The sequence below is a fragment of the Terrihabitans aquatilis genome (assembly GCF_052542005.1).
The window spans coordinates 360,782-384,797 of the sequence record NZ_JBOCUO010000001.1 but is presented as its reverse complement, the minus strand read 5'-3'; the positions used below and the strand labels follow the sequence as shown (position 1 = coordinate 384,797).

Sequence of the window (24,016 nt, the reverse complement as noted above, 5' to 3'; positions counted from 1 at the left end):
GCTGCGCCGCGCATTATGGCCGCTAGTAAAGACCGCCCGTCCCACTACGGACCGCACGCCCGGCTTCAGGACTCACGCTGATGTATTGCCCCTCCCCATCCCCACCAACAACGGAGTAGGTCGAGGGTGGAGCTGTTCCCGGTTTGAAGGCTTCGAGGATGACCTTCTGGTCGCCCGGTCCTGCGCGCATGCCGGTGGCCGGGCTAATCCGAACCAGTTTGATTCCCGGAGGCACCCGGAACGGTATGGAAGGCTTATCTGCAAGCGCCATCTTCAAGAAGTCACTGACGAGGGGTGCTGCAAGTGTGCCGCCCGTCGCGCTCTTACCCATATTTCGGGGCTTGTCGTAGCCGATATACACACCGACCACGAGGTCCGGCGTGTAGCCAACGAACCACGCATCCTTGTAATCGTTAGTGGTGCCTGTTTTTCCTGCGATCGGCTTGCCGACTTCGCGAAGCGCGGTCCCCGTGCCTCGAAGGATGACCCCCTCCATAATCGACGTCATCTGGTAGGACGTCAGGGGATCGAGGATCTGCTCGCGATGATCGATCAGGGTCGGCGGCTGCTGGCCACGCCAGTCAGTTGCCCGGCAGCCCTGACACTCACGTTCATCGTGGCGGTAGATGGTGCGGCCGTAGCGATCCTGAATTCTGTCGATCAACGACGCGGTGACTTTTTTCCCGCCATTGGCAAAGACGGAATAACCCGTGACCTGTCGTAGAAGTGTCGTTTCGCCAGCGCCGAGCGCCATTGACAGGAAGGGCGGCAAATCATCGGAGACGCCGAACCGACGCGCATATTCCGAAATGATCGGCATGCCCATGTCTTGAGCCAGCCGAACGGTCATGACATTCCGGGACTTCTCGATACCAAACCGCAAGGTCTGAGGGCCGTAGAACTCTCCGGAATAGTTTTCCGGACGCCAGACGTCCTGCCCGCGTCCTTGAGCGACCTCAATGGGCGCATCCAAAACAAGAGATGACGGCGTGTAACCGTTCTCCAAGGCTGCTGCGTAAATGTAGGGCTTGAAGGAAGATCCGGGCTGCCGAAGAGCCTGCGTTGCCCGGTTGAACTCACTCTGATCGTAGGAAAATCCTCCGACAAGCGCCAAAACACGCCCGGTGTAAGGGTCCATCACAGCAAGCGCGCCGGAAACCTCGGGCGGCTGTCGCAGCCGGTACTGCCCGGCCTCGGCGTTCTTTGTCTTCAGTGGTTCGACATAGACGATATCGCCTGCTCGGAGCGGCCCCTTGGCGCCCGCAGGCTTATCGGCCCCGCTCGCCCAGCGCGCCCATTTCATTCCCTCTGCCGGAATCGTCCCTGTCTCACGAGCCGCCTTGATGGCTCCGGAAGGTTCGCGACCGGGCTGTAGGCCGATCGTGGCCTGATTTCCCTGCACGCCTATGACCACCGCCAACTGCCAGGGAATATCGCCATACGATGGTATCTCGGATACGGCAGGGCCCCAATCGGCGCCTAGTTCGACGTGCTTGACGGGGCCTCGCCACCCTCGAGCTTCATCGAACTTCACCAGTCCTGCCGTGAGAGCCTTCTTGGCCATTTCCTGAAGCTGCGGATTCAAAGCCGTGCGAACGGAGAGGCCGCCCTCGTAAAGGCCCTTCGCCCCATATTTCTCGTAAAGAACGCGGCGGACTTCTTCGGCATAATAAGGGGCCGCATAATTATGCGGAGTGCCGGAACGCGCGGTCACGCCGAGAGGCTCGTCCTTTGCCTTTCGTGCATCTTCCGCGTTGACATAGCCATTCTCAACCATTCGGTCGATGACCCAATTGCGGCGCTCAATCGCCCGGTCGACGGCCCGAAAGGGATTGTAGTTGTTAGGAGCTTTTGGAAGGGCCGCGAGATATGCCACCTCCGAGATCGTCAACTCATGCACTGACTTATCGAAATAGTTTAGAGCCGCTGCCGCGATCCCGTAATTTCCGAGGCCGAGATAGATTTCATTCAGATATAGCTCAAGGATCTTGTCTTTCGAAAACGTCTGCTCGATCCGCATCGACAACAGCGCTTCCTTGATCTTGCGCGTCATCGAGAGTTCGTTGGTCAGCAGAAAATTCTTGGCAACCTGCTGAGTAATCGTGGAAGCGCCCTGCGGGCGGCGATTGCTGCCAATGTTTTCAACATAGGCAACCAAGGCGCGCGCGATGCCGGTAAAGTCGATGCCGCCATGCTGATAGAAATTTTTGTCCTCGGCCGAGATGAAGGCATGGATCGCTAATTCCGGGATCGCCTGAATAGGGAGAAACAGACGTCTCTGGTTTGCATATTCGCCAATGAGGCTTCCATCGACGGCATGCAAGCGCGTCATCACGGGGGGTTCGTAATTCTGAAGCGCAGTATGCTCCGGAAGATCCTGAGCCTGTTGCCAAACGAAGAAACCCACAGCAGCCGCACCGGCGAGACCGACAATGGTCGCCGTGGCAAACAGGAAGCCGAAAAAGCGGATCAGCAAGCGCATCAACAACGAGGTCCCATGGTCAGGCGTCGTCGCGCCTATTTCCCAGATATATCAGCCGGCTTGGCTTTCTTTTGTGGGTTTTGTGGGGCGCGCACATTTATTTGAGGTTTGGCCTAATTCGCCCTCGATGATGAGGAGCCAAAAAAATCGTCCACGGCTCTGACTACGGCCTGAGACGCCCGCTCTCGCCAGCTTTGCGAGGTCAGGAGCTTGATGTCGTCCTTGCTGGACATATAGCCGAGCTCCAGCAACGCTGACGGCACATCCGGTGCTCTCAGGACGGTAAAACCGGCCGAGCGTAAAGGATTGTTGTTCAGCCTCATCGCGCCATCGATCGACCCATGCAATGTTTTGGCGAATCGCGAGGAAAAAACCTTTGTCTCCCGATGCGCCAGATCGATCAGTATACCTGCGACCTCGTCTGGCTCTTCGGTGAGATCAACCCCTGCGATCAGGTCCGCTTTATTTTCCTTTTCCGCCAGCCTCTCAGCTTCACGGTCGCTGGCCCGTTCGGACAGCGTATAAATCGTTGCGCCCCGAACACCCGCGGTGTCGGAGATTGAGTCTGCGTGAATCGATAAAAACAGGTTCGCCTGATTATCGCGGGCCATCCTGACCCGCTGGCCTAAGGCAATGAACGTGTCGGTGTCCCGCGTCATCAGAACCCTGTAACGCCCGGTCGCGAGTAGTCTCTGCTTCAACGTCCGCGCGAAGGCGAGGACGACATCCTTTTCATGCTCCCCCGTGCGGCTCCGTGCACCTGGGTCGATGCCGCCATGTCCCGGATCGATCGCAATCAGCGGCTTATGTGCCTCCCGCCCCTCAGCGGGCTCCACTTTCTCAGCTGGCACCCGCTCATTGTCGCTACGCGCACGGGCGGCATTCTTCATAAAGGCCACGTGGCTGATGGCGACGAGATCCAGGCTCACTCTTGCGCCACCAGATTCTAGTTCCTCAACCCGGACACGGTCGATTCCCAAGGGTTTTTCAGAATCGAGAACGACGCGGGATCGGCCGGGTGCGATCAATCCGTACCGGTAGGCTGAAACGAGGCCTTTTGCGTTTTGTTGCGGAACGGAACTCGCCGTGTTGAAGACCACATCAGGCAAATCGACAACCACACGATAGGGTGATGCGAGAGTAAAGGTTTGCGGCTCAACACGCGCGGCGAGATCAACCACGAGTGTCGTTCGCGCATCATCTCCTTCAAGACGCGCCGCTTGAGCGACAATAGGTTCCGCGCTCAATACCGCTCCGGATGGGATGAGGAGGCATCCCATCAACAGGACGAACTGGACAAACCGAACGATCACGCGTGCGCTCCTGAACCTGATCGGGATTTACAAACATACGCCGGGTGAGAACACCTTCATTGCGAGGTTCGCGTGGTGAAGTGGCATTCCAGTCACACCCCGCTTGTCAAAGACGCCGATTTCTGTATGAAGGATCATGGCTCGCGATGCTTTCAGCTCCATGCTGAATTTTGCGTGATGCAATCGGTGCGATTGTCGCGAATTTGCGATTGTCCTGCGGTTGTTCTGGAAAATGCTTATTGCCGTCACCCGAGCTCGACTGAGCGTGTCGGCTGCATCTACTGGACACGCCTTTGCGTACGCAGAGCCCCTGACCCTGTTTGCCCAAGCGGCGAACAGAAACTTGGAGCCGATGGCTGAGATGGTGAGCGTTCTTCCTGTTTCGAACGCACGCTCGGTTGGCCGGCCCACGATACTCCGACGTAATCCAATTTCTCTTTTTCAACATCGCGCCGGCGGCGGCGTCGATCGCACGGGAATGCCCAGCATTCCGCACGTGCATTCTGCCGACCTGGCTGCACAGACGAGAGCTTTAAATGGCCAACAAAATGCTTATCGATGCCGCTCATCCGGAAGAAACCCGGGTGGTGGTGGTTCGCGGCAGCCGCATTGAAGAGTTTGACTTCGAAAGCGCAAACCGCAAGCAGCTGAGGGGCAATATCTACCTTGCCAAGGTCATACGCGTTGAACCTTCGCTTCAGGCTGCCTTCGTAGAATATGGTGGAAACCGCCACGGCTTCCTGGCCTTCAGCGAAATCCACCCCGACTATTATCAAATCCCCCTCGCCGACCGGCAGGCTCTTCTCGATGAAGAAGAGCGTGATGTCACATCCGAGACTTCAGAGAATTCGCCTTCGGAAGAGCGCCGTAGTCGGCGTGGACGCGGACGTGATCGCAGCCGCGCGAAAGACGCTCAAGCCGACGAAACGGTGAGCGAGGAAATCCCACAGGAAAACGCCTCGTCGGAAGCCGGATCGTCAGACGACGACGCCCAGAACACGCCGGTCGATGCAGAGGCTCGCACAGACGTGTCTGAACAGAAAAACGAGGCGGACGCTGGAGAGCCGACCTCGCTGGAGAATGCTGTTGCAGAAGAGGCCGCTCCCGAAGGCGCTGCGGTTTCCTCGTTGTCCGACAACAACCAAGACTCTTCGAGCGGAGAGATCATCGATGTCGATGATGAGGCACCGGAAGAGATTGAATCCCTTGGCGGAGACGATGAGGCTCTGGAAGAAGTTCCTGAACGTCACCAGCAGCGCCGCGCACGTCAGTACAAGATCCAGGAGGTGATCAAACGCCGGCAGGTGCTCCTGGTTCAGGCCGTAAAGGAAGAGCGCGGCAATAAGGGCGCTGCGCTTACCACCTACCTTTCGCTTGCCGGCCGTTATTCGGTTCTTATGCCCAACACGGCGCGGGGCGGCGGCATCTCTCGGAAGGTCACAAATGCGGCCGACCGGAAGAAGATGAAGGAGATCGCCAGCGATCTTGAAGTGCCCGAGGGCATGGGTGTCATTCTGCGCACGGCAGGCGCGAACCGCACCAAGCCGGAGATCAAGCGCGACTTTGAATACCTTCTTCGCCTGTGGGAGACCGTACGGGAACAAACCCTTCAGTCGACGGCCCCTGCTCTCGTTCACGAGGAAGGCTCGCTGGTGAAGCGCGCCATCCGCGACCTTTACAATCGCGACATCGACGACGTGCAGGTCGCCGGGGAAACCGCCTTCCGTGAGGCAAAAGACTTCATGCGCATGCTCATGCCGAGCCATGCGAAGAATGTGAAGCTCTATCGCGATGTGGTGCCGATCTTCACCAAGCATGGAGTCGAGGCGCAACTCGATGCCATGTTCTCCTCGACCGTAACGCTGAAGTCGGGCGGTTATCTCGTGATGAACCAGACGGAAGCTCTGGTTGCAATCGATGTTAACTCGGGCCGATCCACGCGTGAGCAGAACATCGAGGATACCGCTCTTCGTACGAACCTGGAGGCAGCCGAGGAAGTTGCGCGCCAGCTAAGGCTGCGGGACCTTGCCGGGCTTATCGTGGTCGATTTCATCGATATGGAGGAGAACCGCAACAATCGCGCGGTCGAGAAGAAGCTTAAGGATTGCCTGAAGAACGACCGCGCACGTATCCAGGTCGGACGCATTTCGCATTTCGGCCTGCTTGAAATGTCACGGCAGCGCATCCGGACGGGCGTTCTTGAGAGTTCGAGCGAAGTCTGTTCCGTTTGCGGTGGAGCGGGCCGAGTTCGCTCCATTCCGTCGGTCGCCCTGCATGTGCTGCGGATGATCGAAGACAGCCTGCTGCGCAACAACGGGTATAACCTCGTGGTGCGCACTCCTTCGGCCGTCGCTCTTTACATCTTCAACCAGAAGCGCGCCCATTTGCGCGATATCGAGACCCGCTTTGGTATCGAGGTCGAATTCGCTGCGGACGATCATCTTGCTATCCACGAACATTGCGTCATCCAGCGCGGCGAGCCAGCGGCAAATCCGCGCCCTGTCCAGTTGTCGGCGCCCGATATCGTGGATGTTGAAGAGGACGACGCGATTGAAAACGGCGAAGACGCTGTCGTGGAAGATGTCGAAAACTCCTCAGCAGAACCGGCCACTGGCGATGAATCTGATGACGAAGGCGGCGAAAACGGACGGCGCAAGCGTCGCCGTCGGCGGCGGCGTGGCCGCGGTGAACGCGACAGCCAGACTGACGAAAATACATCAGACGACCAAAACTCCGTCGCAGATGCACCTGCAGCAGGTGAAGCGTCTGATCGTGCAGCCTCCACCGGAGCGGTCGAGATATTGATCGACGAAGCAACATCGGAATCCTCCGCGGCCGCTTCGATAGCGTCAGAAGGAGAAGAAACCGATGAGGCTCCGAAGTCTCGGCGGAGGGGCCGTCGAGGGGGGCGACGCGGTCGCAGCGCGGCTGCTGACGAAAACACGGCGGATCGCACAGACGATAAACAGTCTGGCGCAAGCGATATCCCGGATTCGGTTCGACAGGGCGAAGTGACGGAAACTTCATCGTCGGCTGTAGAACCTGAGCCAAGTTCAGCGGAAGAACCCGGTCTGGAGCCTGAGGTGATCAGCCAGGCTGTAGCTTCGGATGCGCCAGTCGAGCGGGAAAGTGCTGCTGCTGCCCCGATTCAGGAAGCGCCGAAGCGCGCTATCCCAGAATCGACAGCGGCCGATCCGGCGCAGCCGCGCCGAACCGGTTGGTGGAACCGGCTCCGAGGCTGAAATGTCGGGCGTTCCGGACCAAGTTCGGAACGCCTTTCAATCCGTATTACGCGGATCGCCGCCAATTGATGATCTGCGAGATCGCTAGATCGATGTCGGCTTCACTGCCCGCGTAAGATAGCCGCAAGAAGCGATGTCCTCGCTCACGGTCAAAGTCGACGCCTGGGGTTGCCGCAACGCCTGTCTCATCCAGAAGAGAGCGTGCGAACGTCGTACTGTCGTTCGTGAGATGGCTAATATCTGCGTAGAGGTAAAACGCGCCATCCGCAGGCAGAAAATGGGTAAAACCGGCCGCCGGCAATTCGTCCAGAAGGCGCTGTCGGTTCCGCGCATATGAGGCATGGATTTTTGCCAGCTCATCATCTGCATCCATGGCCGCTTCGGCAGCAACCTGCGAGATCGTGGGTGCGGATATGAAGAGATTTTGCGCCAATCGCTCTATCGGACGGGCCAGCTCATCCGGAACAATGATCCAACCGACACGCCACCCGGTCATGCACCAATACTTAGAGAAGCTGTTTACGATAACGGCATCCGGAGAAAATTTCAGCGCGGTGTGGGCGGCCAGAGCATAGGTCAGTCCGTGATAGATTTCGTCCGAGATCAACCGGATGCCCAGGCAGTTGCAAGTTTCCACGATATCGGCAAGAGAGCGTTCGTCGATTATCGTGCCACTAGGGTTGGCCGGGCTCATGATCAATACGCCGTCCAAGGCGTTCTCTGAGTGTGCCGCGGCGATGGCTGGCCCCGAAAGTACCCATCGGCTGTCCGGTCCGACCTCGATCTCCACCGGAATCAAGCCGAGCGATTGTAGGATTGTCCTGTAAGGTGGATATCCGGGTGATGCGATCGCTATGCGCTGCCCCGGATCAAACAGAGACAGAAAGGCCAGGACAAATCCGCAGGAGGAGCCTGTCGTGACCGCAATTCGACTCGGGGAAACACTTATCCCATGGGTTTCGCTATAATGCCGCGCGATCCGCTCGCGCAGGCTGAGTAGACCCATCGCACTCGTATATCCGACAGGCTTCTGCGATATGTAGCGGATTGCCGCCTCGCGTGCAGCCAAGGGGGCCTGAGCGCCCGGCTCGCCGATTTCCATATGCACAACGCGCCGCCCGCGCTGTTCCATTCGGCTTGCAGCTGATGCAACATCCATCGCAATAAATGGAGCGACTTCAGCGCGGCGGGCGTGAATCAGCCTATGTGCCTTCTGCTGGCGATCGCTCATGATTGTCATGCCCCTTTTGTGCCATCCTTATAGTGCATCGCCGCCTCATGTCGTTTCTTGCACCCCCCCGCAAGTATCGCTCTTCCCGATCGCTCAGCAATCGAGTGCTGGCTGCGAGCGTTACGTTGTCGATGGCGATAAGCGCTTTAGGCATGCCTGCTTACGCTCAGGAGGGAGGAAAACTGTCGCCCGTGCGGGATGCTGAGATCGAAGATCTCATGAGGGATTATGCGACACCGCTCATGCGGGCAGCTAAAGTCGATCCCGGCGCCGTGCAGATCGTCCTGATCCGGGATTTCGGCTTCAACGCATTTGTCGCAGGCGGCCGCCGCATCTTCATTAACCTCGGCGCCATTGTTGAGAGCAAAACACCGAATCAACTCATCGGTGTTTTGGCGCATGAAATCGGCCACATTTCCGGCGGTCACCTAAGCGCGCTCAGGCAAAAGGTAGACGCCGCCCAATCTCGCGCCGTCATCGTCATGCTCTTGGGTGCCGCTGCTGTTGCGGCCGGTGCCAGTGCAGGCGCCGGTGGTGACACAATAGCTGGTGCTGCGCGCGCCGCTGCCACAGCTCCTAACGAGATCATTCGGCGCGATCTGCTCTCTTACGTCCGTAGTCAGGAACAGGCCGCCGATCAGGCCGCTGTGACCTATCTCACAAAAACAGGACAATCGGCCAAGGGGATGCTGGAAGTGTTCCGCGGCTTCGCCGACAAAAGCATGTTCTCCGCACGCTTCATGGATCCTTATGCGGTAACGCATCCGATGCCCACGGAACGTATTGCCCTTCTTGAGCGCATCGCGAAAACGGGTCCTAATTTCAATTCGTCCGACCCGCCTGCCCTGCAGCGCCGACACGATATGGCGCGCGCAAAGATCATCGGCTTTATGAAACCGGCCGCATCGGTGGCACAGACCTACCCAAAATCTGATACCAGCCTTCCCGCTCAGTACGCGCGTGCGGTTTCAACCTATCGGTTCGGGAATCTGGATGTTGCACAGCGGGCGATCGATGCCCTGATCGCGCAGCAACCTGCAAATCCCTATTTCTGGGAGTTAAAGGGCCAATCGCTTCTCGAAGGTGGACGAGCGAAAGCGGCTATCGCACCGCTCCGCAAGGCTGTCTCGCTAAAGCCTGAATCGGGTCTCATCCGTATTCTGCTTGGCCAGGCGCTGGTGGACAGTGGCGATCCAGCACTCGCAGATTCTGCCATTAACGAACTTCGCCAAGGTCTCGGTCGCGAGACGACATCAGCAAGCGCCTATCGCAGCCTTGCAATGATCTATGGACGCAAGGGGCAAAACGCAGAAGCTGATTTGGCTTCGGCGCAGGCCGCTTTCCACACGGGCGATGTGGGCCTTGCGAAAAGTTTGGCGGCTCGTGCGAAGACCCGTTTCTCCACCGGCTCGCCGGGTTGGCTCCGCGCGGATGACATCATCAATTATCGCCAATCGAAGCTGAATTGATAACCTTGCTGAAGGTCTATTCCCGTCGGTTCTCTCAAGGAAACACCGTGCGCTTTTCTCAAACTTCTCGTGTGTTCGCCGCAGCCTTGGTAGGCGCAGTGTCTCTTGGATCCGCCGGCTTGCTTCGAGCTGAGCCCCCCCCCCCCCCGATGGACAACATCCAGCGACAGGCGATCGAGGGCGTCGTTCGTGATTATCTTCTGAAGAATCCCGGCATTCTTCGGGAGATGATGAGCAAATTGCAGGAGCGGGATCAGGCCGACATGACGGCGCAGCGCGCGCAAATTTTCGATGAGCAACGCAAGACGATCTATAATTCTCCGAACCAGGTGGTACTCGGCAACCCCGACGGTGACGTCACTTTGGTTGAGTTTTTCGATTATAATTGCGGCTATTGTCGCAAGTCCCTTGCTGATACCGAGGAGCTGCTCGACAGCGATCCGAAGCTTAGGCTTGTGCTTAAGGAATTTCCCGTGCTCAGCGAAGGCTCGAGGGACGCCGCGCGTGTTGCCGTCGCGGTGCATGAGCAGGCGCCCGACAAATACCGGGAATTCCATCGTGCTTTGCTCTCGTCCGAGGAAACAGCCGACGGCAATTCAGCCCTTGAGACCGCACGGAAGCTCGGCCTCGATATGAAACGCTTGTCCGCAGTGCTCGCTGGGCCGGATATCGATAATCCGCTGCTGGAAGCTCACCAGTTGGCGGGCCAACTCGGGATCGACGGAACGCCCACCTATGTCATCGCTGACAAGGTGATCCCCGGTGCTGTAGGGCTACCCGCTCTACAAGGCCTCATAGGCAATGTACGTACTTGCGGAAAAACGGAATGTCCCTGAGCGCGGGCGGTCTGGGCGACCGGGAGAGCATTTTCCTTTCCCGCTCGACCAAGCATCCTTATAAGGGCCACTTCCTTGGCCGAGATCGATTTCGGAATCCGTAACCTATGACGGCAACCATTTTCGTTTTGAACGGTCCGAACCTCAATCTTCTTGGTCAGCGTGAGCCGCATATCTACGGCAGCGACACGCTTGAGGATATCGAAGGCCGCCTCCAAAACCTCGCACAAACCCTAGAATTAGCCGTGGATTTTCGCCAGTCGAACCACGAAGGCGTGCTTGTCGATTGGATCCAGGATGCGAGGCTGAACGCGCAGGGGATTATCATCAATCCGGCTGGATACGGCCATACGTCGGTTGCCATTCTCGACGCCCTGCTCGCGTCAGGAATTCCTGTTGTCGAGGTTCACTTGTCGAACATTCACAAACGGGAACCGTTTCGCCACCATTCTTATGTTTCGTCGGCCGCACGCTCCATCGTCATGGGTTTCGGCGCGATCGGATATGAACTCGCTCTTCAAGGCCTCGCCCGACTCGTCGGACCCGGACGCGCCTAAGACACTGAAAGAAAAGAAGATCCATGTCCAAGGACGTCAAACACAGCATCGATCACGATCTTATCCGCGAACTCGCACATCTTCTGAAGGAGACCGATCTTTCAGAGATCGAAATCGAGAGCGACGATTTGCGGGTTCGGGTTGCGAGAAACATCTCGATATCGGCGCCTGTCTACACGGCTTCAGCTCCTGCTGCATCGGCTGCGGCGCCGGCTGCTTCGGAGACCAAATCCTTGAGTGTCGGGGCCGTGGCATCGCCGATGGTAGGCACGGCCTACCGGGCGCCCGAACCGGGGGCTAAGCCGTTCATCGAGGTGGGGAGCGACGTGCGTCAGGGACAGACCTTGCTCATCATCGAAGCGATGAAAACCATGAACGCCATTCCTGCGGCCAAGGCTGGGCGCGTCAAGGAAATCCTGTTCGAAGATGGCCAACCGGTGGAATTCGGCCAGCCTCTCGTCGTCGTCGAGTAAGATCGGGTTTCTGATGTTCGATAAGGTTCTCATCGCCAATCGCGGCGAGATCGCCCTCAGGGTGCTTCGTGCCTGCAAGGAGCTTGGCATCGCGACCGTTGCCGTGCACTCCACGGCCGACGCGGAGAGCATGCACGTCAAGCTGGCCGATGAGAGCGTATGCATCGGACCGCCTGCGGCGCGCGATTCCTATCTTAACGTTTCGCAATTGCTGGCTGCCTGCGAGATCACCGGCGCAGACGCCGTGCATCCAGGCTATGGATTTCTGTCGGAGAATGCGCGGTTCGCCGAGATTTTGAACGATCACGGCATAGTCTTCATCGGGCCGAAGGCCGAGCACATTCGCAGTATGGGCGACAAGATCGAGGCGAAACGCACCGCAAAGCGTCTCGGCATTCCGTGTGTCCCGGGCTCGGAGGGAGGCGTCTCAGACGATACCGAGGCATTACGGGTTGCCCAGGAGATCGGTTTTCCGGTCATTATCAAGGCGGCCTCCGGTGGTGGCGGAAAGGGCATGAAAGTGGTTCGCGGCCCGGACGAGCTTTCGGTCCTGCTCTCGACCGCCCGTAGTGAGGCCAAGGCAAATTTTGGCGACGATGCCGTCTATATCGAGAAATATCTCGAGAAGCCGCGGCACATAGAAGTTCAGGTCATTGGAGATGGTCGCGGCAAGGCGGTGCATCTCGGTGAAAGGGATTGCTCTCTCCAGCGCCGGCATCAGAAGGTTTGGGAAGAAGCTCCCTCACCGGCCCTGAATGCCGAGGAGCGTGAGCGGATTGGCACGATTGTCGCGAATGCGATGGCCGAGATGCAATATCTCGGAGTAGGAACTATTGAGTTCCTCTACGAGAACGGCGAGTTCTATTTCATAGAGATGAACACGCGCATCCAAGTCGAGCATCCGGTGACGGAGATGATCACCGGCATCGATCTCGTCAATGAACAGATCCGGATCGCAGGCGGCGCCGAGCTTTCCTTCACCCAGGACGATGTCATCCTGCGCGGCCATGCCATCGAATGCCGCATCAACGCGGAAAACCCGGTCCATTTCCGTCCTTCACCGGGCCGCATAACGCAATGGCATGTGCCTGGCGGTCTGGGTGTGCGCGTCGACTCCCATGCTTATCAGGGCTATTCGATCCCGCCATTTTACGACAGCCTCGTCGGCAAGCTGATCGTCCATGGGAAAAGCCGCACCGAATGCATGATGCGGTTAAGGCGGGCTCTGGACGAATATGTGGTCGACGGCGTGGAAACGACCCTGCCCTTGTTTCGGACCTTGGTGCGGGATCCCTACATCCAATACGGCCATTATGACATCCACTGGCTTGAGACGCGCCTAGCCGATGGTTTGATGGATACGTAACAGGCTCACCACGGAGCACTTATCTTCGTCTAACATTTGCACGGTTGAGCTTGCCCGCATGACACGTGCCGACGACACCATCGTGGAGATCACTCCGGAGGTTTTACTGAACGCGTATGCGTGCGGCATCTTTCCGATGTCGGAAGGCGCGGAAGACCCCGGCCTATTCTGGGTCGAACCGGACCTGAGGGGAGTTATCCCCCTGAATAGCCTTCGCATCTCCTCCCGCCTCGCGCGAACGATCCGATCCGATAGTTTCGAAATCCGCGTCGACCATGATTTCGAGGCAGTTCTTGACGGCTGTGCCGCCCCGTCAGACGGCCGCGAGACGACCTGGATCAATCGCCGTATCCGGGAGATGTATCGAGAATTGTTCCTTCTCGGACATTGCCATACGGTCGAAGCCTACCAGCACGGCGCTCTGGTCGGCGGGCTTTACGGTGTTGGGCTGGGCGCGGCGTTCTTCGGCGAGAGCATGTTTCACCGCTCCCGGGACGCGTCAAAGGTTGCACTGGTCCATCTGGCCGCCCGATTGCGCGCAGGTGGATTCACGCTTCTCGACACGCAATTCGTCACGGAGCATCTACGCTCGTTTGGTGCGATTGAAGTGCCGCGGAACGATTATATGGCTCTGCTCGGGCTGGCGATCTCCCAGCCAGCCAATTTCTGGGTTTGGCCAAAGTGCGAGAACGTCAGTGGCACCAAGGCGCTCGAAACGTTGAGCGCGGGATTATAAGGCCTCAGCCACCAACCTTGGGCGCAGGAGGAGCCGCACGACGTTCTCCGCCTTTGCAATCGGTCAACCAGACATCGTAAATCGGATGCTCGATTGCGTTGAGGCCAGGACTGTCCGCGAACATCCAGCCGGCGAAGATGCGCTTGGTTTCATTCTGCAACGTTATTTCATCGACCTCGATGAAGCCGATGGTTTCGGGCTGCTCCGTTTCCGGCCGCGTGTAGCAAACGCGCGGGGTCACCTGCAGTGCACCGAATTGCACAGTCTCTCCGACATTCACGTCGAACGTCACAATGCGACCCGTCACCTTGTCCAGGCCTTCGAATTCCACGACAGGGTTGGGAATGCGCTCTTCGTTCGCTACGGAGGGACTCATCTGCGCATTCGCCCCCCCAATAAGAAGGGTGGACCACAAAATAGCGGCAGCCGGACGGATAAACGCGTTCACGGGATCAAATCTCGACGAAGGGCTATCAATCACCAACACCGCGAATGTGGCACCGCCACGGCCAGGACGCGTTCAAGCTTCTGGCGACCAGGCTTCGTAGTCGCCGCAAGGCTTCGCTCGATTCCCTTTGGACAGCGCCGAGCCTTTTGGGCGATACGCACTGGGCGTACCCGTGGGATTGGGGCGGTGAGCCTTCTGCCATTCGAGAGGCGTGAACGATTCATCTGAAGGAGCTACGTCAACGGTGTGATGTATCCAGCCATGCCAACCCGGCGGGATACGCGAAGGCTCAGCATAGCCATTGTAGACTACCCAGCGCCTCTCGCCGAGGGCTGTTCCAGATGCCCGGAAATACCTGTTTCCGAACTCGTCTTCTCCCACAAAGGTGCCATTGCGCCACGTGAAGAAGCGGGTACCCACGGTCTCGCCGTTCCACCAAGTGAAAATCTGCAAAAGAAGCTGCTTCACGGATAGACGCTCCGGCCAACGACTGACAGGCGTTTATGGCGTTTGGAACCAGACGTGTCCAGATGCGAGTGGGAAGCCATGATTTCGTACAATCTGTGGCTAAATCAGGGCAAAGCTTTCACAGGTTACCCAATAGGATAGGCTCACAGGGTCTGGAGACCTGACGAATCATGCGTGAAGACGACCTGCTTCCCTTCGGCCTCAGGCTTATGACGAATGAAGGTCTGCGTTTCATTGCCACCTACAACGGACTGCTCAGCCTCGCTGACAAGCAGGCAAAGCGCGGGGGCAATTGCACTGCGCGTTGGTTACTGGTGGCGAGAAAGGTTCGCGCGGCTTTGGCAGAAGGCGAACACACCGAAATCGAACAAGCGGTGACCGCCTTCTCAGACGCGGCCTATGCTGAGGGTTGGACCGTCCGAGGTGGTCCGGACGTCATCCGCAAACCGACGATGGACCCGCGGCGCCCTTCTCAATCCACAAACAGGATTGCGTGGCGCTGACCTCTCACTGATCCTTGCGAAGGCCGATCTGCGCCGCGAGGGCGGCAAAGGAGCGCGGGTGTTCCCCGGGTGCAATTGCGGCACGAAGATAGCGGAACGGAAATCTGATAGCATCGACATTCGCATTCGATAGCTCTCGCGCTTGCCCAGTCGCGGTGGTTTCCTCCGCGTCGATCAAACAGCGTTCCAATTCCTGTTGGCTCACGATTCCCTTCTCAATGAGCAGGTTCGTCATCGCAGCCAAAGCGGCATAAAGACCTTCGAGCTGAAGATTCGCAGTGTTCATAGAATCGCTCTCCTCGTGGCCGAAACGTCAGGTCCTGGTTGAAGTTCCGGAAATCGGCAGAGCCAACGAAATGGCACCTTTTCCCGCTTCACCAAATCGACAACGTCGGCGGGAACGGTGAACGGAGGCTCGCGTTCCTTGAGCAATCGCGGATCCACGCGATTGTCAGGCGCAGGAGACTTCACGATGGGACTGTTTTCAAAGGACATCAAAACACTCGACGACCTTTTCCATCATCAGCTTCAAGATATCTATTACGCCGAGAAGCAGATCGAGAAGAACCTGCCGATGATGGCTGAGAAAGCAACCAATTCGGAGCTAAAGGCGAAGTTCGAAACGCATCTGCGCGAAACAACGAACCACATTGCCCGTCTCGACAGTGTGTTTCAGGCCTATGGGCAGCCAGCGAAGGGCGTGGATTGCGAAGCGATTGATGGCATCATCAAGGAAGCCAAACACGTCGCGGGCAATGTTGCTGATCCAGAGGTTCTGGATGCCGCCCTACTCGCTTCCGCCCAGGCTGTCGAACATTACGAGATTACGAGATATGGCACTCTGATCGCATGGGCGAAAGAACTCGGTCTGACCAATCTCGTGGCCCCTCTCGAGCAAAATCTCGAGGAGGAATACAAGACCGACAAGGCCCTTACCGCGCTCGCCGAGCAGCGCGTCAATCAGCAGGCCGCCTAAATCGACCAAATGAGGTGCCGGCCTTTCGCCGGCACCTCTTAACGCTTTTCACCTGCGGGATATCTTCCGATGAAAAACTTCATTTCCGCTATTATCGTTGGCGCTCTGACAATTCCGCTTTCATCCGCTGCGGCCAATTCGGCGAGCGTCGATGGCGAGTGGAGCGTTCTGATCGTGACGGAAAAAGGCAATTGCGATCGGGCTTACCGCTACCCCGTTCGAATCCGGAATGGATCCGTTTCCTATGGTGGCAGCAATAATTTCACGGTGTCGGGGAGCGTCAATTCAAATGGTGCGACAAAAGTCATGGTGAGCAAAGGCGAGTATTCCGCCATGGGCACAGGGACATTGCGTGGGAAGTACGGGAAAGGCACCTGGCAGGCACCGGCCGCGCAATGTTCCGGGAGATGGACCGCAGATCGTCGCGGATAAAACAGCCACTGGCTGTTTTGATCAGCTTCGTTCTCGTATAGAGCAGAATCTATGAGAGATCACGGAGCTGTCATGAAGATCGCGCTTGTTGGGTCGCGCTGGTTTGGCGCGGAAATGTTCACGGCGCTACAGACTCGGAGCCACGACCTTCATGTCGTTGCTCCAGATGCCGATGACAGGCTTGCGGCGCTGGCACGGGAAAACGGCGTTTCCCTTTCTATCCATTCGCATCCCTACCGGGTGACGGAAGAAAATCTCCCCGAGCAATATGACGTCGTGATTGCTGCTTACTCCCACGCCCGTATTCCGCTGGATCGCGCGAAAATCGCCACCTTGGGGTATCATCCATCTCTCTTGCCCCGGTGGCGGGGTATCGCGGCGGTGGACTGGACGATCAAGGCGAACGATCCGATCGCGGGTGGCAGCGTTTATCATCTGTCTGACGAGATGGACGCAGGTGGAATTGCCGCACAGGATTGGTGCTTCGTTTTGCCAGACGAAGATGCGGCAAGCCTTTGGCGCCGGGCGCTTGCTCCGATGGGCTTGCGTCTTCTCACGGCGGTCGTCGACGAGATCTCTGAAACGGGTACGTGCAAGGCGATAGAGCAAGACGAACGCTTCATGACACTCGCCCCCCGGATCAAAGCCCAATAAACGGTTATTAGCAGGAAGCACGCGAGCTTGTTTCAGGCAATTGAACCCCAAGCTCGCGTAACAAGCCTTGAAGGCTCATATCGAATCGCAACGTGGAGTCTCCAGGCGTATTTAGGCTGTGCGCGCCCTTGGACATTCTGAGAAGACGTTCGATCGCTGCGATCATCGCATCGACATCCCCTTTCGGCACAAAATCGACGACCGAATTCAACTCGGCGTGTTCGCTTTGATCTGATCCCTCCTCCGAGACCACCCGCGCATTCAGGGAAAGACTTTCATAAATTCGCGTTGTTTCAAGCAACGCGTCTTCATAATAATGGACGTTCAGCACCACGCGTGCCCCTCGAATTGCCTGCCGCAGATCCTCTCCGAAGACGTTGCGAATTACACGAAGATCAAACTTCCTCTGAAGTTGGGAAAGAATTTTCCGTCGCCGTGGAATTCTGTCGTCACCGTAAAACAGGACGTCGCAGCCGCTAGATTTCAGCTCCGGATCTCCCAACCATTTCGGATAATCGGGAATGTAGGCCACCGGCAGATGATAAATTGAAGACGGCGCGATTCCCTTCCGATCAAGAAAAGCAGCATTGCGTCGCGAATAATCGGCAACGGCGAGGCCATCTTTCAGGATATTGAAATAGTCAGCCGTGAACCACCGAGACGAAACGGATTGCTCCATTTGAAAACAGATGAGTTTTTCGCGCGGGGGCAGATCCGAAAACATCTGCGGGCAAATGGCGAAATAGAGATCTGCTTCATACTTTTCTGGCGGACCCGTGAGGATGTTCGCTTTGAAGTTCAGCGCTTCGAGCCGATTTTGAAGCAGGTGCGCCACATAGAGAGTGTGTGCTGGCGTCATGATATCGATGCTATGCGCGTTCGCGAATTTGCGATCTGCAATAAGCTTCGCTCGCATTGCCGGCCATTCAGGATGCGGCGTGCGCCGCACGGGTTCGATCGCGGCGGCGACCGGCTTTCTGAGGATCACTTCCCGAATGAATTTCCGGATCCCGCGCTCAAGGATCTTGTCAGGCCTGAAGGAGACCTTCCATTCGTGGACGACATCATTTCGTCCCTCGCGATCGACCCCATCTTCGGAATGACGGACTTCAGGCCTTGGCGAGCCATTGCCCGTTGTGCCGGACCCATCTTCCGGTCGTCTCGCGTTGTCGATTCTTGGAAACAACATCTTTAATACGCAGATCGGGATTGATCGCTATCCAAAGGCCGTTCCCGGCGACATCCCAATAGGCTGTATCTGGATCGGTGAACGTGGTGCAGAAGCTTTCGATAGCCTGACAGGTACATACCTTTTAGGGATCGCTTCACATTGCGGTCGCGCCGAACGGTATGACGCTCGGTTTCCAAAAGGCTGCCGCCGAGATTCTCGCTAAGTTCACAGACTAAATTCGGATGGGCAGAAAAGACTCGAAGATCCAACTCCCAATAATATTTGGTATCCTCATCAATCTGGCGAAAGAAACGCCGGCGACTGAGTATCCGCTTGGCAGCATCGCGCGTGATGAGGTAGCCGACCATTCCCGCCGTCGGCCTGTCGTAGCTGACGAGTTCGACATGGCCGAGAGAGAGCCGTTCAGCGACATTTTTCTGCTCGAAGTCGAATAGCTTGACGATGTCCCACGCTGCCGGGGCTGCCAGTATTTCTGCTATCTGACGGGCGAAGCTATCTGGGTCCAAGATCCCGAAATCGTCTTCGAGAATCAGGCAACAGCACGCACCGCTACTTAGAAACGTCCTTAGTGCCTTGCGATGACCCGCATAGACCGCGATTTCACCATGCGTCAGTGGTCGCTTCATCCACCAAGCGTTCGCTTCGGGATCGTACTCCCTTCCCGCAGCCGGATCATCGATGTGAAAACCCTCCTGAAATTGGAAAGGCCAATCGATTTTCTCCAACTGCGACCGCGCCGACTCCTGCCTTTCGAGCGCGCCTGAGAAAGTCAGCACCAAAGTGAGCGGTGTGATCTGACGTTGAGTCAACGCCGCTCCCCCCTTATTCCCCGCACCTTAAACAACCCTGGGTTACACCGCACGCGACAGCAACTCAATTCGCAAATTTCCAACCTTCTTCGTTAGGCATTTAGAGCGCCAAAAAAGCGGCGATTTCGCAGCATGCCTTGCGGGAATGCAGATGGCACGTCACAAAGCGCCATGCTTCAAGTCTCGGACCTCACCCTGCGTATTGCGGGGCGCACTTTGCTCGAAAATGCGAGCGTCTTCATTCCGGAAGGCGCGCGCGTCGGTATCGTCGGACGCAATGGCACCGGCAAAACCACCTTCTTCAAAGCTGTAGCCGGCGACATCCTGCCCGACGATGGAACTTTGAAACTACCCAAGGGCGCTCGATTCGGCAGGGTCGCGCAGGAGGCACCGTCAGGACCGGACAGCCTGCTGGACCGCGTGCTGGCCGCCGATATCGAACGGACCCAGCTTCTCGATGAGGCCGAGACCGCGACCGATCCTTCCCGTATTGCCGAGATACACACGCGTCTTGTCGATATCGACGCACATTCCGCGCCGGCGCGTGCCGCACGCATCCTCTCCGGCCTCGGCTTCGATACCGAAGCTCAGCAGCGCCCCTGCTCCGCCTTTTCCGGTGGCTGGCGCATGCGCGTCGCGCTCGCGGCCGTTCTGTTCTCCGAGCCGGACCTCCTGCTGCTCGACGAGCCGACCAACCACCTCGACTTGGAAGGCACGCTGTGGCTTCAGGATTATCTGGCGCGCTATCCGCGCACCGTCCTCGTCATCAGCCATGACCGCGACCTGCTGGACGCCTCCGTCGATCATATCCTGCATCTCGATCAGCAGAAGTTCGCGCTCTACCGAGGCAATTTCACCAGCTTCGACCGCCAGCGCCGCGAGAAGCTGCTGCTCGACCAGAAGGCCAAGAAGAAGCAGGACGAGGAACGGGCCAAGCTCGAAGCCTTCGTGGCCCGCTTCAAGGCCAAGGCCTCCAAGGCGAAGCAGGCCCAATCCCGCGTGAAGCGGCTGGAGAAGATGGAGACGATTTCCGTATCCATCGAGAGCGATGTGCCACCCTTCTACATCCCGCCCTTCGAAAAGCCGCTGGCGCCTCCTATCATCGCACTCGACGGTGTCACGATCGGATATGGCGACACGCCGATCGTGAAGAAACTGAACCTGTCGCTCGCCCCCGATGAGCGCATCTGCCTCCTGGGCGCGAACGGCAACGGCAAATCCACCCTGTCGAAACTGTTCGCAGGAGAATTGGAGCCGATGACAGGACGGATGCAGCGGGCGTCCAAGCTGAACGTGGGCTATTTCTCCCAGCATACGACCGAAGGCCTCGTTCTGGAAAACAGCCCCTACCAGCATGTGCGAGAGCGCATGCCGGGAGCCGCCGAAGCGGTGGTGCGCGCCCGCACGGCGCGCATCGGCTTTTCCGGACAGCGTTCCGAAGTGCCGGTAAAAAGCCTCTCAGGTGGAGAGAAGGCGCGGTTGGCCATGGGGCTGGCCGTTTTCGAGGCCCCTCACCTTCTGATCCTCGACGAGCCGACCAACCATCTGGACATCGACAGCCGCGCCGCCCTGGCCGAAGCGCTGAACGAATATGAGGGCGCGGTCATCCTCGTCAGCCATGACCGGTATCTGCTCGATGCCTGCGCGGACGAGCTGTGGCTCGTCGCCAATGGCACGGTGAAGCCTTATGATGGGACGCTCGAAGATTATCAGAAGCAGGTGTTGCGGGCCGCGCGGGGTGACACCGACAGCGGCAAGGCTAAGGCCGCCAAGCCGAAAGGCCCCGATCTCGCGCCGCTGCGGCTTCGGGTGAAGGAATGCGAGAACCGCATGGCCAAGCTCGAGACCGACATCGCCAAATTTGACCAGGAATTGGCCGACCCCGCTCTCGCGGCAAAGAACCCGCTCAAACTTTCACAGCTCACGAAACGCCGCGCAGGTGCGGTCGAGCAGCTTGCAACGATCGAGGAAGAGTGGATGGCAGCCAGCGGACAGCTGGAGGAACTGACGCCCATGGCGGAATAGCCATTCGCCAAACCTGACTGCATTGCCGAACCGCCGGGTAACCGCCCCGGCGGTTTTTTTTCGTCCACCTCACCGCCCTTCTGAGAAAACCTACTGTCCTGTAGATATACCTATTGACACCATCTTATTAGGTGGAAATTGTATTGATACATTTATTTTATGTGCGATTGGGGGATGGACATGAAAATCAGGAATTTTGTAACGGGTGCGGTTCTCAGTCTTGCTCTGGCAAGTCCGGCCTTCGCGGATGCCTTGGTCGATGCGGATTGGTTGCAAAAGAACCTGGACAATCCGAAGGTTCGGGTGTTCGAGGTCAGCGTCGATCCGGGCACGTATGAGCGTGGGCATATTCCCGGCGCAACGAACATCCGCTGGCACACCGATCTGGTCGATCCCGTGCGCCGCGATATTGCAAGCAAGGAAAACCTCCAGAAGATCCTTCAGGAGAGCGGCGTCGATAAAGACACGACGGTCGTGCTCTACGGAGACAACAACAATTGGTTCGCGGCGTGGGGCGCGTGGGTGTTCGACGTATATGGCGTTGACGTGAAGCTGCTCGACGGTGGCCGGAAATATTGGGAAGCCAAGAATCTGCCGGTCGACAGCAAGCTGCCCTCCTACACCAAGACCTCTTTCGAGCTAAAAGAGGCCGACACCTCGATCCGGGCGCGATTCTCTGACGTGTTAAAGGTCGCCGAGTCGGAGAAGCCCGAGACGCAGCTCATCGATATCCGCAGTCCCAAAGAATATTCCGGCGAGATCGTTGCTCCGGAAGGCTTCAAGGAACTGGCCGTGCGGGCCGGTCACATTCCGGGAGCGAAGAACTTCCCCTGGGCAAAGGCGGTGAAGGAAGACGGCACCTTCAAGTCCAAGGACGAACTTCAGAAAGCCTTTGCCGAACTGGGTGTCGATGGATCCAAGCCGATCATCACCTATTGCCGCATCGGCGAGCGCTCCAGCCACACCTGGTTCGCGCTGTCGAAGATTCTCGGCTACGAGGTGAAGAATTATGACGGATCCTGGACGGAATACGGCAACGCTGTCGGCGTGCCTGTGACCAACGTTGCTGGCACCGTCTGGCAAGGCAAGTAGCAGCCACGCTCTCCTCTCGTGGCAACTGGGCGCGCTTCCGGCGCGCCCTTTTTCGATGTCTGGACCTTGAAAGAGAATGGACCGGATTTTTCCTATCTGCGCAGCGCTGGCCGTGCTCGCATTGGCGGCGCTGGGCGCACACCTCGCCGGCAGCCTAAGCGGCGATCGGGAATTGCCGTTCGCGCTGCTCACAGGAACGGCGCTTGGCATCGTGCTGCAAAGGGCGCGGTTTTGTTTCCTCTGCAACATCCGCGATTTCGTACAGCATCGCGACGGACGGGGTGTGCTTGCCATTCTGGTGGCACTGGCCGCGGGCGCGATCGGTTATTTCGTGGTCTTCGGATCGTGGATGCCGGTTCCGGTGCCCGAACGACTGCCGCCCGATGCGCATATCGGTCCGGTGAGCGCCGCTCTCGCGCTGGGTGCGGTGGTGTTCGGCCTCGGCATGGTGGTGGCCGGATCGTGCATCTCCGCGCACATCTATCGGCTGGGCGAGGGCTCTCCCCCATCGCCCTTCGCACTTATCGGAGCGTTTCTGGGATTCGGGCTCGGCTTCCAGACATGGAACAGCCTGTTCCTGGCCGATCTGGCAAAGGGGCCTGTGGTGTGGCTGCCGCATCATCTTGGCTATCCCGGTGCGCTGGCCGTGACGCTTGCCGCCATCGGCGCGCTGGCCGCCTGGGTGTTATGGCGGGCAGCACCCGTGAGAGAAAATGTTTCGAGCACGGCTGCACAGGCGATCTTCGTAGATCGCTGGCCGCCTGTGACGGCCGGGCTGATCGTCGGCGCCATCGGCACCTATGCTTATCTGCGCTTCGCCCCACTCGGCGTGACCTCGCAGATCGGCAGCGGCGCCCGAAGCGCCTCGGGCGCATTGGGCATCCTCCCGGAGACATTGTACGGGCTCGACACCTTTCGGGGCTGTGCTACGGCATTGGGCGAATTCTGGCTGACGGCCAACGGCCATTTGGTCATCGGCATCGTGCTCGGCAGCCTTGCTTCCGCGCTCGTCGCCGGACAGTTCAAACCGGCCTGGCCAAAGCCGAAACAGGTGGCGAATGGCCTCATCGGCGGTGTGCTGATGGGCTGGGGCGCGATGACAGCGCTCGGCTGCACAGTGGGCGTGCTGCTCTCGGGCATCCAGGCGGCCGCGCTGGCGGGATGGGTGTTCCTGCTGTTTTGCACGCTGGGCGTGGTATCCGGCCTTGCGATCAAAAGCAGGCTGGCACGCGGTTAAGACCGTTCAGGAGCGCTTCACCCAGCGGCCGTTTTCGTCCTGCTGCCAATAGGTCACGGAATGACCGGCGGCCTTGAGATCTTTCCAGCGCGTGCGCTCTCCCTGCAGCGTTTCGCCATCGAGGCCGTCGAACAGGATCAGGACACGCTCATAGCTGCCGAGGTCAGGCCCCCCGGCGCCGTCGACCAGGACACGCACTTCCGCCCCGTTCGGATTCTCGTTCTCCGAGGTGAGGAAGATCGGCTGCGTCTCGGGCGTGCCGTCTCGCGCCGTGCCGTGCGGGAGGAAACTCTCGTCGGTGAACGTCCACAGCGCGTCGTCGAGCGAACGGACGCGTTCGTCGCTGGAGGCCTGCACCACGACCTTCCAGCCACGCTCCAGGCATTTGCCGAGGAGCTGGGGCAGGACCCGTTCAACGGGCTGATTCTGAAGGTGGTAGAACAGAATGTCGGTCATGTGCATTCCGATATGCCGG

The 24,016-nt window shown here is 58.3% G+C and carries 23 protein-coding genes; 14 read left to right on the top strand and 9 right to left on the bottom strand.

Features of this window, described 5'->3' with window-relative positions:
• Window positions 1-22: 22 nt before the first annotated feature.
• Both ACQ6S1_RS01985 and ACQ6S1_RS01980 read right to left on the bottom strand, forming a co-directional pair.
• Entirely contained in the window at window positions 23-2,482 is a 2,460-nt protein-coding gene (locus tag ACQ6S1_RS01985; protein ID WP_445039490.1) for a penicillin-binding protein 1A, read from the bottom strand.
• 113 nt (window positions 2,483-2,595) lie between these two features.
• The gene (locus tag ACQ6S1_RS01980; protein WP_445039489.1) at window positions 2,596-3,795 is read right to left on the bottom strand and encodes an N-acetylmuramoyl-L-alanine amidase; all 1,200 of its coding nucleotides are present in this window, start codon (window positions 3,793-3,795) and stop codon (window positions 2,596-2,598) included.
• A 536-nt stretch (window positions 3,796-4,331) separates the two neighbouring features.
• Here ACQ6S1_RS01980 and ACQ6S1_RS01975 point away from each other — a divergent pair.
• The gene (locus tag ACQ6S1_RS01975) at window positions 4,332-7,037 is read left to right on the top strand and encodes an Rne/Rng family ribonuclease (protein WP_445039488.1); all 2,706 of its coding nucleotides are present in this window, start codon (window positions 4,332-4,334) and stop codon (window positions 7,035-7,037) included.
• A gap of 46 nt (window positions 7,038-7,083) precedes the next feature.
• Here ACQ6S1_RS01975 and ACQ6S1_RS01970 read toward each other — a convergent pair whose 3' ends face one another.
• Window positions 7,084-8,268 (bottom strand): pyridoxal phosphate-dependent aminotransferase, encoded by a 1,185-nt coding sequence (locus ACQ6S1_RS01970; RefSeq protein WP_445039487.1) that lies wholly within the window; start codon window positions 8,266-8,268, stop codon window positions 7,084-7,086.
• A gap of 152 nt (window positions 8,269-8,420) precedes the next feature.
• Between ACQ6S1_RS01970 and ACQ6S1_RS01965 the strand changes: the two genes are divergently transcribed.
• From ACQ6S1_RS01965 to aat, 6 genes are all read left to right on the top strand, one after another.
• Window positions 8,421-9,737: a M48 family metalloprotease gene (locus tag ACQ6S1_RS01965; RefSeq protein WP_445039486.1), complete on the top strand. Its 1,317-nt coding sequence runs from the start codon at window positions 8,421-8,423 to the stop codon at window positions 9,735-9,737.
• A gap of 149 nt (window positions 9,738-9,886) precedes the next feature.
• On the top strand, window positions 9,887-10,573 hold the full coding sequence (locus tag ACQ6S1_RS01960; RefSeq protein WP_445039485.1) for a DsbA family protein: 687 nt from the start codon (window positions 9,887-9,889) through the stop codon (window positions 10,571-10,573).
• Window positions 10,574-10,680: 107 nt separating this feature from the next.
• Window positions 10,681-11,130 carry a type II 3-dehydroquinate dehydratase gene (gene aroQ, locus ACQ6S1_RS01955; RefSeq protein ID WP_445039484.1) on the top strand — a complete coding sequence of 150 codons (450 nt, stop codon included), beginning with the start codon at window positions 10,681-10,683 and terminating at the stop codon, window positions 11,128-11,130.
• Between the two features lie 23 nt (window positions 11,131-11,153).
• Window positions 11,154-11,603, top strand: a complete 450-nt coding sequence (accB, locus tag ACQ6S1_RS01950) for an acetyl-CoA carboxylase biotin carboxyl carrier protein (protein WP_445039483.1) — start codon at window positions 11,154-11,156, stop codon at window positions 11,601-11,603.
• Between the two features lie 13 nt (window positions 11,604-11,616).
• The gene (gene accC / locus ACQ6S1_RS01945) at window positions 11,617-12,969 is read left to right on the top strand and encodes an acetyl-CoA carboxylase biotin carboxylase subunit (RefSeq protein WP_445039482.1); all 1,353 of its coding nucleotides are present in this window, start codon (window positions 11,617-11,619) and stop codon (window positions 12,967-12,969) included.
• A 58-nt stretch (window positions 12,970-13,027) separates the two neighbouring features.
• Complete coding sequence (gene aat / locus ACQ6S1_RS01940) at window positions 13,028-13,705, top strand: leucyl/phenylalanyl-tRNA--protein transferase (RefSeq protein WP_445039481.1); 678 nt, start codon at window positions 13,028-13,030, stop codon at window positions 13,703-13,705.
• A 4-nt stretch (window positions 13,706-13,709) separates the two neighbouring features.
• Here the strand turns inward: aat and ACQ6S1_RS01935 are convergent, their stop codons facing one another.
• Both ACQ6S1_RS01935 and ACQ6S1_RS01930 read right to left on the bottom strand, forming a co-directional pair.
• The gene (locus ACQ6S1_RS01935; RefSeq protein ID WP_445039480.1) at window positions 13,710-14,153 is read right to left on the bottom strand and encodes a DUF2155 domain-containing protein; all 444 of its coding nucleotides are present in this window, start codon (window positions 14,151-14,153) and stop codon (window positions 13,710-13,712) included.
• A 72-nt stretch (window positions 14,154-14,225) separates the two neighbouring features.
• Window positions 14,226-14,621: an NADH:ubiquinone oxidoreductase subunit NDUFA12 gene (locus tag ACQ6S1_RS01930; RefSeq protein ID WP_445039479.1), complete on the bottom strand. Its 396-nt coding sequence runs from the start codon at window positions 14,619-14,621 to the stop codon at window positions 14,226-14,228.
• 170 nt (window positions 14,622-14,791) lie between these two features.
• Between ACQ6S1_RS01930 and ACQ6S1_RS01925 the strand changes: the two genes are divergently transcribed.
• Window positions 14,792-15,124 carry a hypothetical protein gene (locus ACQ6S1_RS01925; protein ID WP_445039478.1) on the top strand — a complete coding sequence of 111 codons (333 nt, stop codon included), beginning with the start codon at window positions 14,792-14,794 and terminating at the stop codon, window positions 15,122-15,124.
• A gap of 4 nt (window positions 15,125-15,128) precedes the next feature.
• Here ACQ6S1_RS01925 and ACQ6S1_RS01920 read toward each other — a convergent pair whose 3' ends face one another.
• Entirely contained in the window at window positions 15,129-15,410 is a 282-nt protein-coding gene (locus tag ACQ6S1_RS01920; protein ID WP_445039477.1) for a hypothetical protein, read from the bottom strand.
• 186 nt (window positions 15,411-15,596) lie between these two features.
• On the opposite strand from ACQ6S1_RS01920, the gene ACQ6S1_RS01915 reads away from it, so the two are divergent.
• The 3 genes from ACQ6S1_RS01915 to ACQ6S1_RS01905 all read left to right on the top strand — a co-directional run bounded on the left by ACQ6S1_RS01915 (window position 15,597) and on the right by ACQ6S1_RS01905 (window position 17,186).
• Window positions 15,597-16,100 carry a YciE/YciF ferroxidase family protein gene (locus tag ACQ6S1_RS01915; RefSeq protein ID WP_445040232.1) on the top strand — a complete coding sequence of 168 codons (504 nt, stop codon included), beginning with the start codon at window positions 15,597-15,599 and terminating at the stop codon, window positions 16,098-16,100.
• 69 nt (window positions 16,101-16,169) lie between these two features.
• A complete protein-coding gene (locus ACQ6S1_RS01910; protein ID WP_445039476.1) occupies window positions 16,170-16,532 on the top strand; it encodes a hypothetical protein in 363 nt (120 codons plus the stop codon).
• A 72-nt stretch (window positions 16,533-16,604) separates the two neighbouring features.
• Window positions 16,605-17,186, top strand: coding sequence for a formyltransferase family protein (locus tag ACQ6S1_RS01905; protein WP_445039475.1), 582 nt, complete (start codon window positions 16,605-16,607; stop codon window positions 17,184-17,186).
• A 7-nt stretch (window positions 17,187-17,193) separates the two neighbouring features.
• Here the strand turns inward: ACQ6S1_RS01905 and ACQ6S1_RS01900 are convergent, their stop codons facing one another.
• Both ACQ6S1_RS01900 and ACQ6S1_RS01895 read right to left on the bottom strand, forming a co-directional pair.
• A complete protein-coding gene (locus tag ACQ6S1_RS01900; protein WP_445039474.1) occupies window positions 17,194-18,375 on the bottom strand; it encodes a CgeB family protein in 1,182 nt (393 codons plus the stop codon).
• Window positions 18,376-18,377: 2 nt separating this feature from the next.
• Window positions 18,378-19,187, bottom strand: coding sequence for a glycosyltransferase family 25 protein (locus tag ACQ6S1_RS01895; RefSeq protein WP_445039473.1), 810 nt, complete (start codon window positions 19,185-19,187; stop codon window positions 18,378-18,380).
• A gap of 171 nt (window positions 19,188-19,358) precedes the next feature.
• Here ACQ6S1_RS01895 and ACQ6S1_RS01890 point away from each other — a divergent pair, with 171 nt between their 5' ends.
• The 3 genes from ACQ6S1_RS01890 to ACQ6S1_RS01880 all read left to right on the top strand — a co-directional run bounded on the left by ACQ6S1_RS01890 (window position 19,359) and on the right by ACQ6S1_RS01880 (window position 23,541).
• Complete coding sequence (locus ACQ6S1_RS01890) at window positions 19,359-21,212, top strand: ABC-F family ATP-binding cassette domain-containing protein (protein WP_445039472.1); 1,854 nt, start codon at window positions 19,359-19,361, stop codon at window positions 21,210-21,212.
• Window positions 21,213-21,392: 180 nt separating this feature from the next.
• Window positions 21,393-22,304 (top strand): sulfurtransferase, encoded by a 912-nt coding sequence (locus ACQ6S1_RS01885; protein WP_445039471.1) that lies wholly within the window; start codon window positions 21,393-21,395, stop codon window positions 22,302-22,304.
• 76 nt (window positions 22,305-22,380) lie between these two features.
• Complete coding sequence (locus ACQ6S1_RS01880) at window positions 22,381-23,541, top strand: YeeE/YedE family protein (protein ID WP_445039470.1); 1,161 nt, start codon at window positions 22,381-22,383, stop codon at window positions 23,539-23,541.
• Window positions 23,542-23,547: 6 nt separating this feature from the next.
• On the opposite strand, the gene ACQ6S1_RS01875 is transcribed toward ACQ6S1_RS01880, so the two are convergent.
• Window positions 23,548-23,997 carry a DNA polymerase III subunit chi gene (locus ACQ6S1_RS01875; RefSeq protein ID WP_445039469.1) on the bottom strand — a complete coding sequence of 150 codons (450 nt, stop codon included), beginning with the start codon at window positions 23,995-23,997 and terminating at the stop codon, window positions 23,548-23,550.
• Window positions 23,998-24,016 lie beyond the last annotated feature (19 nt).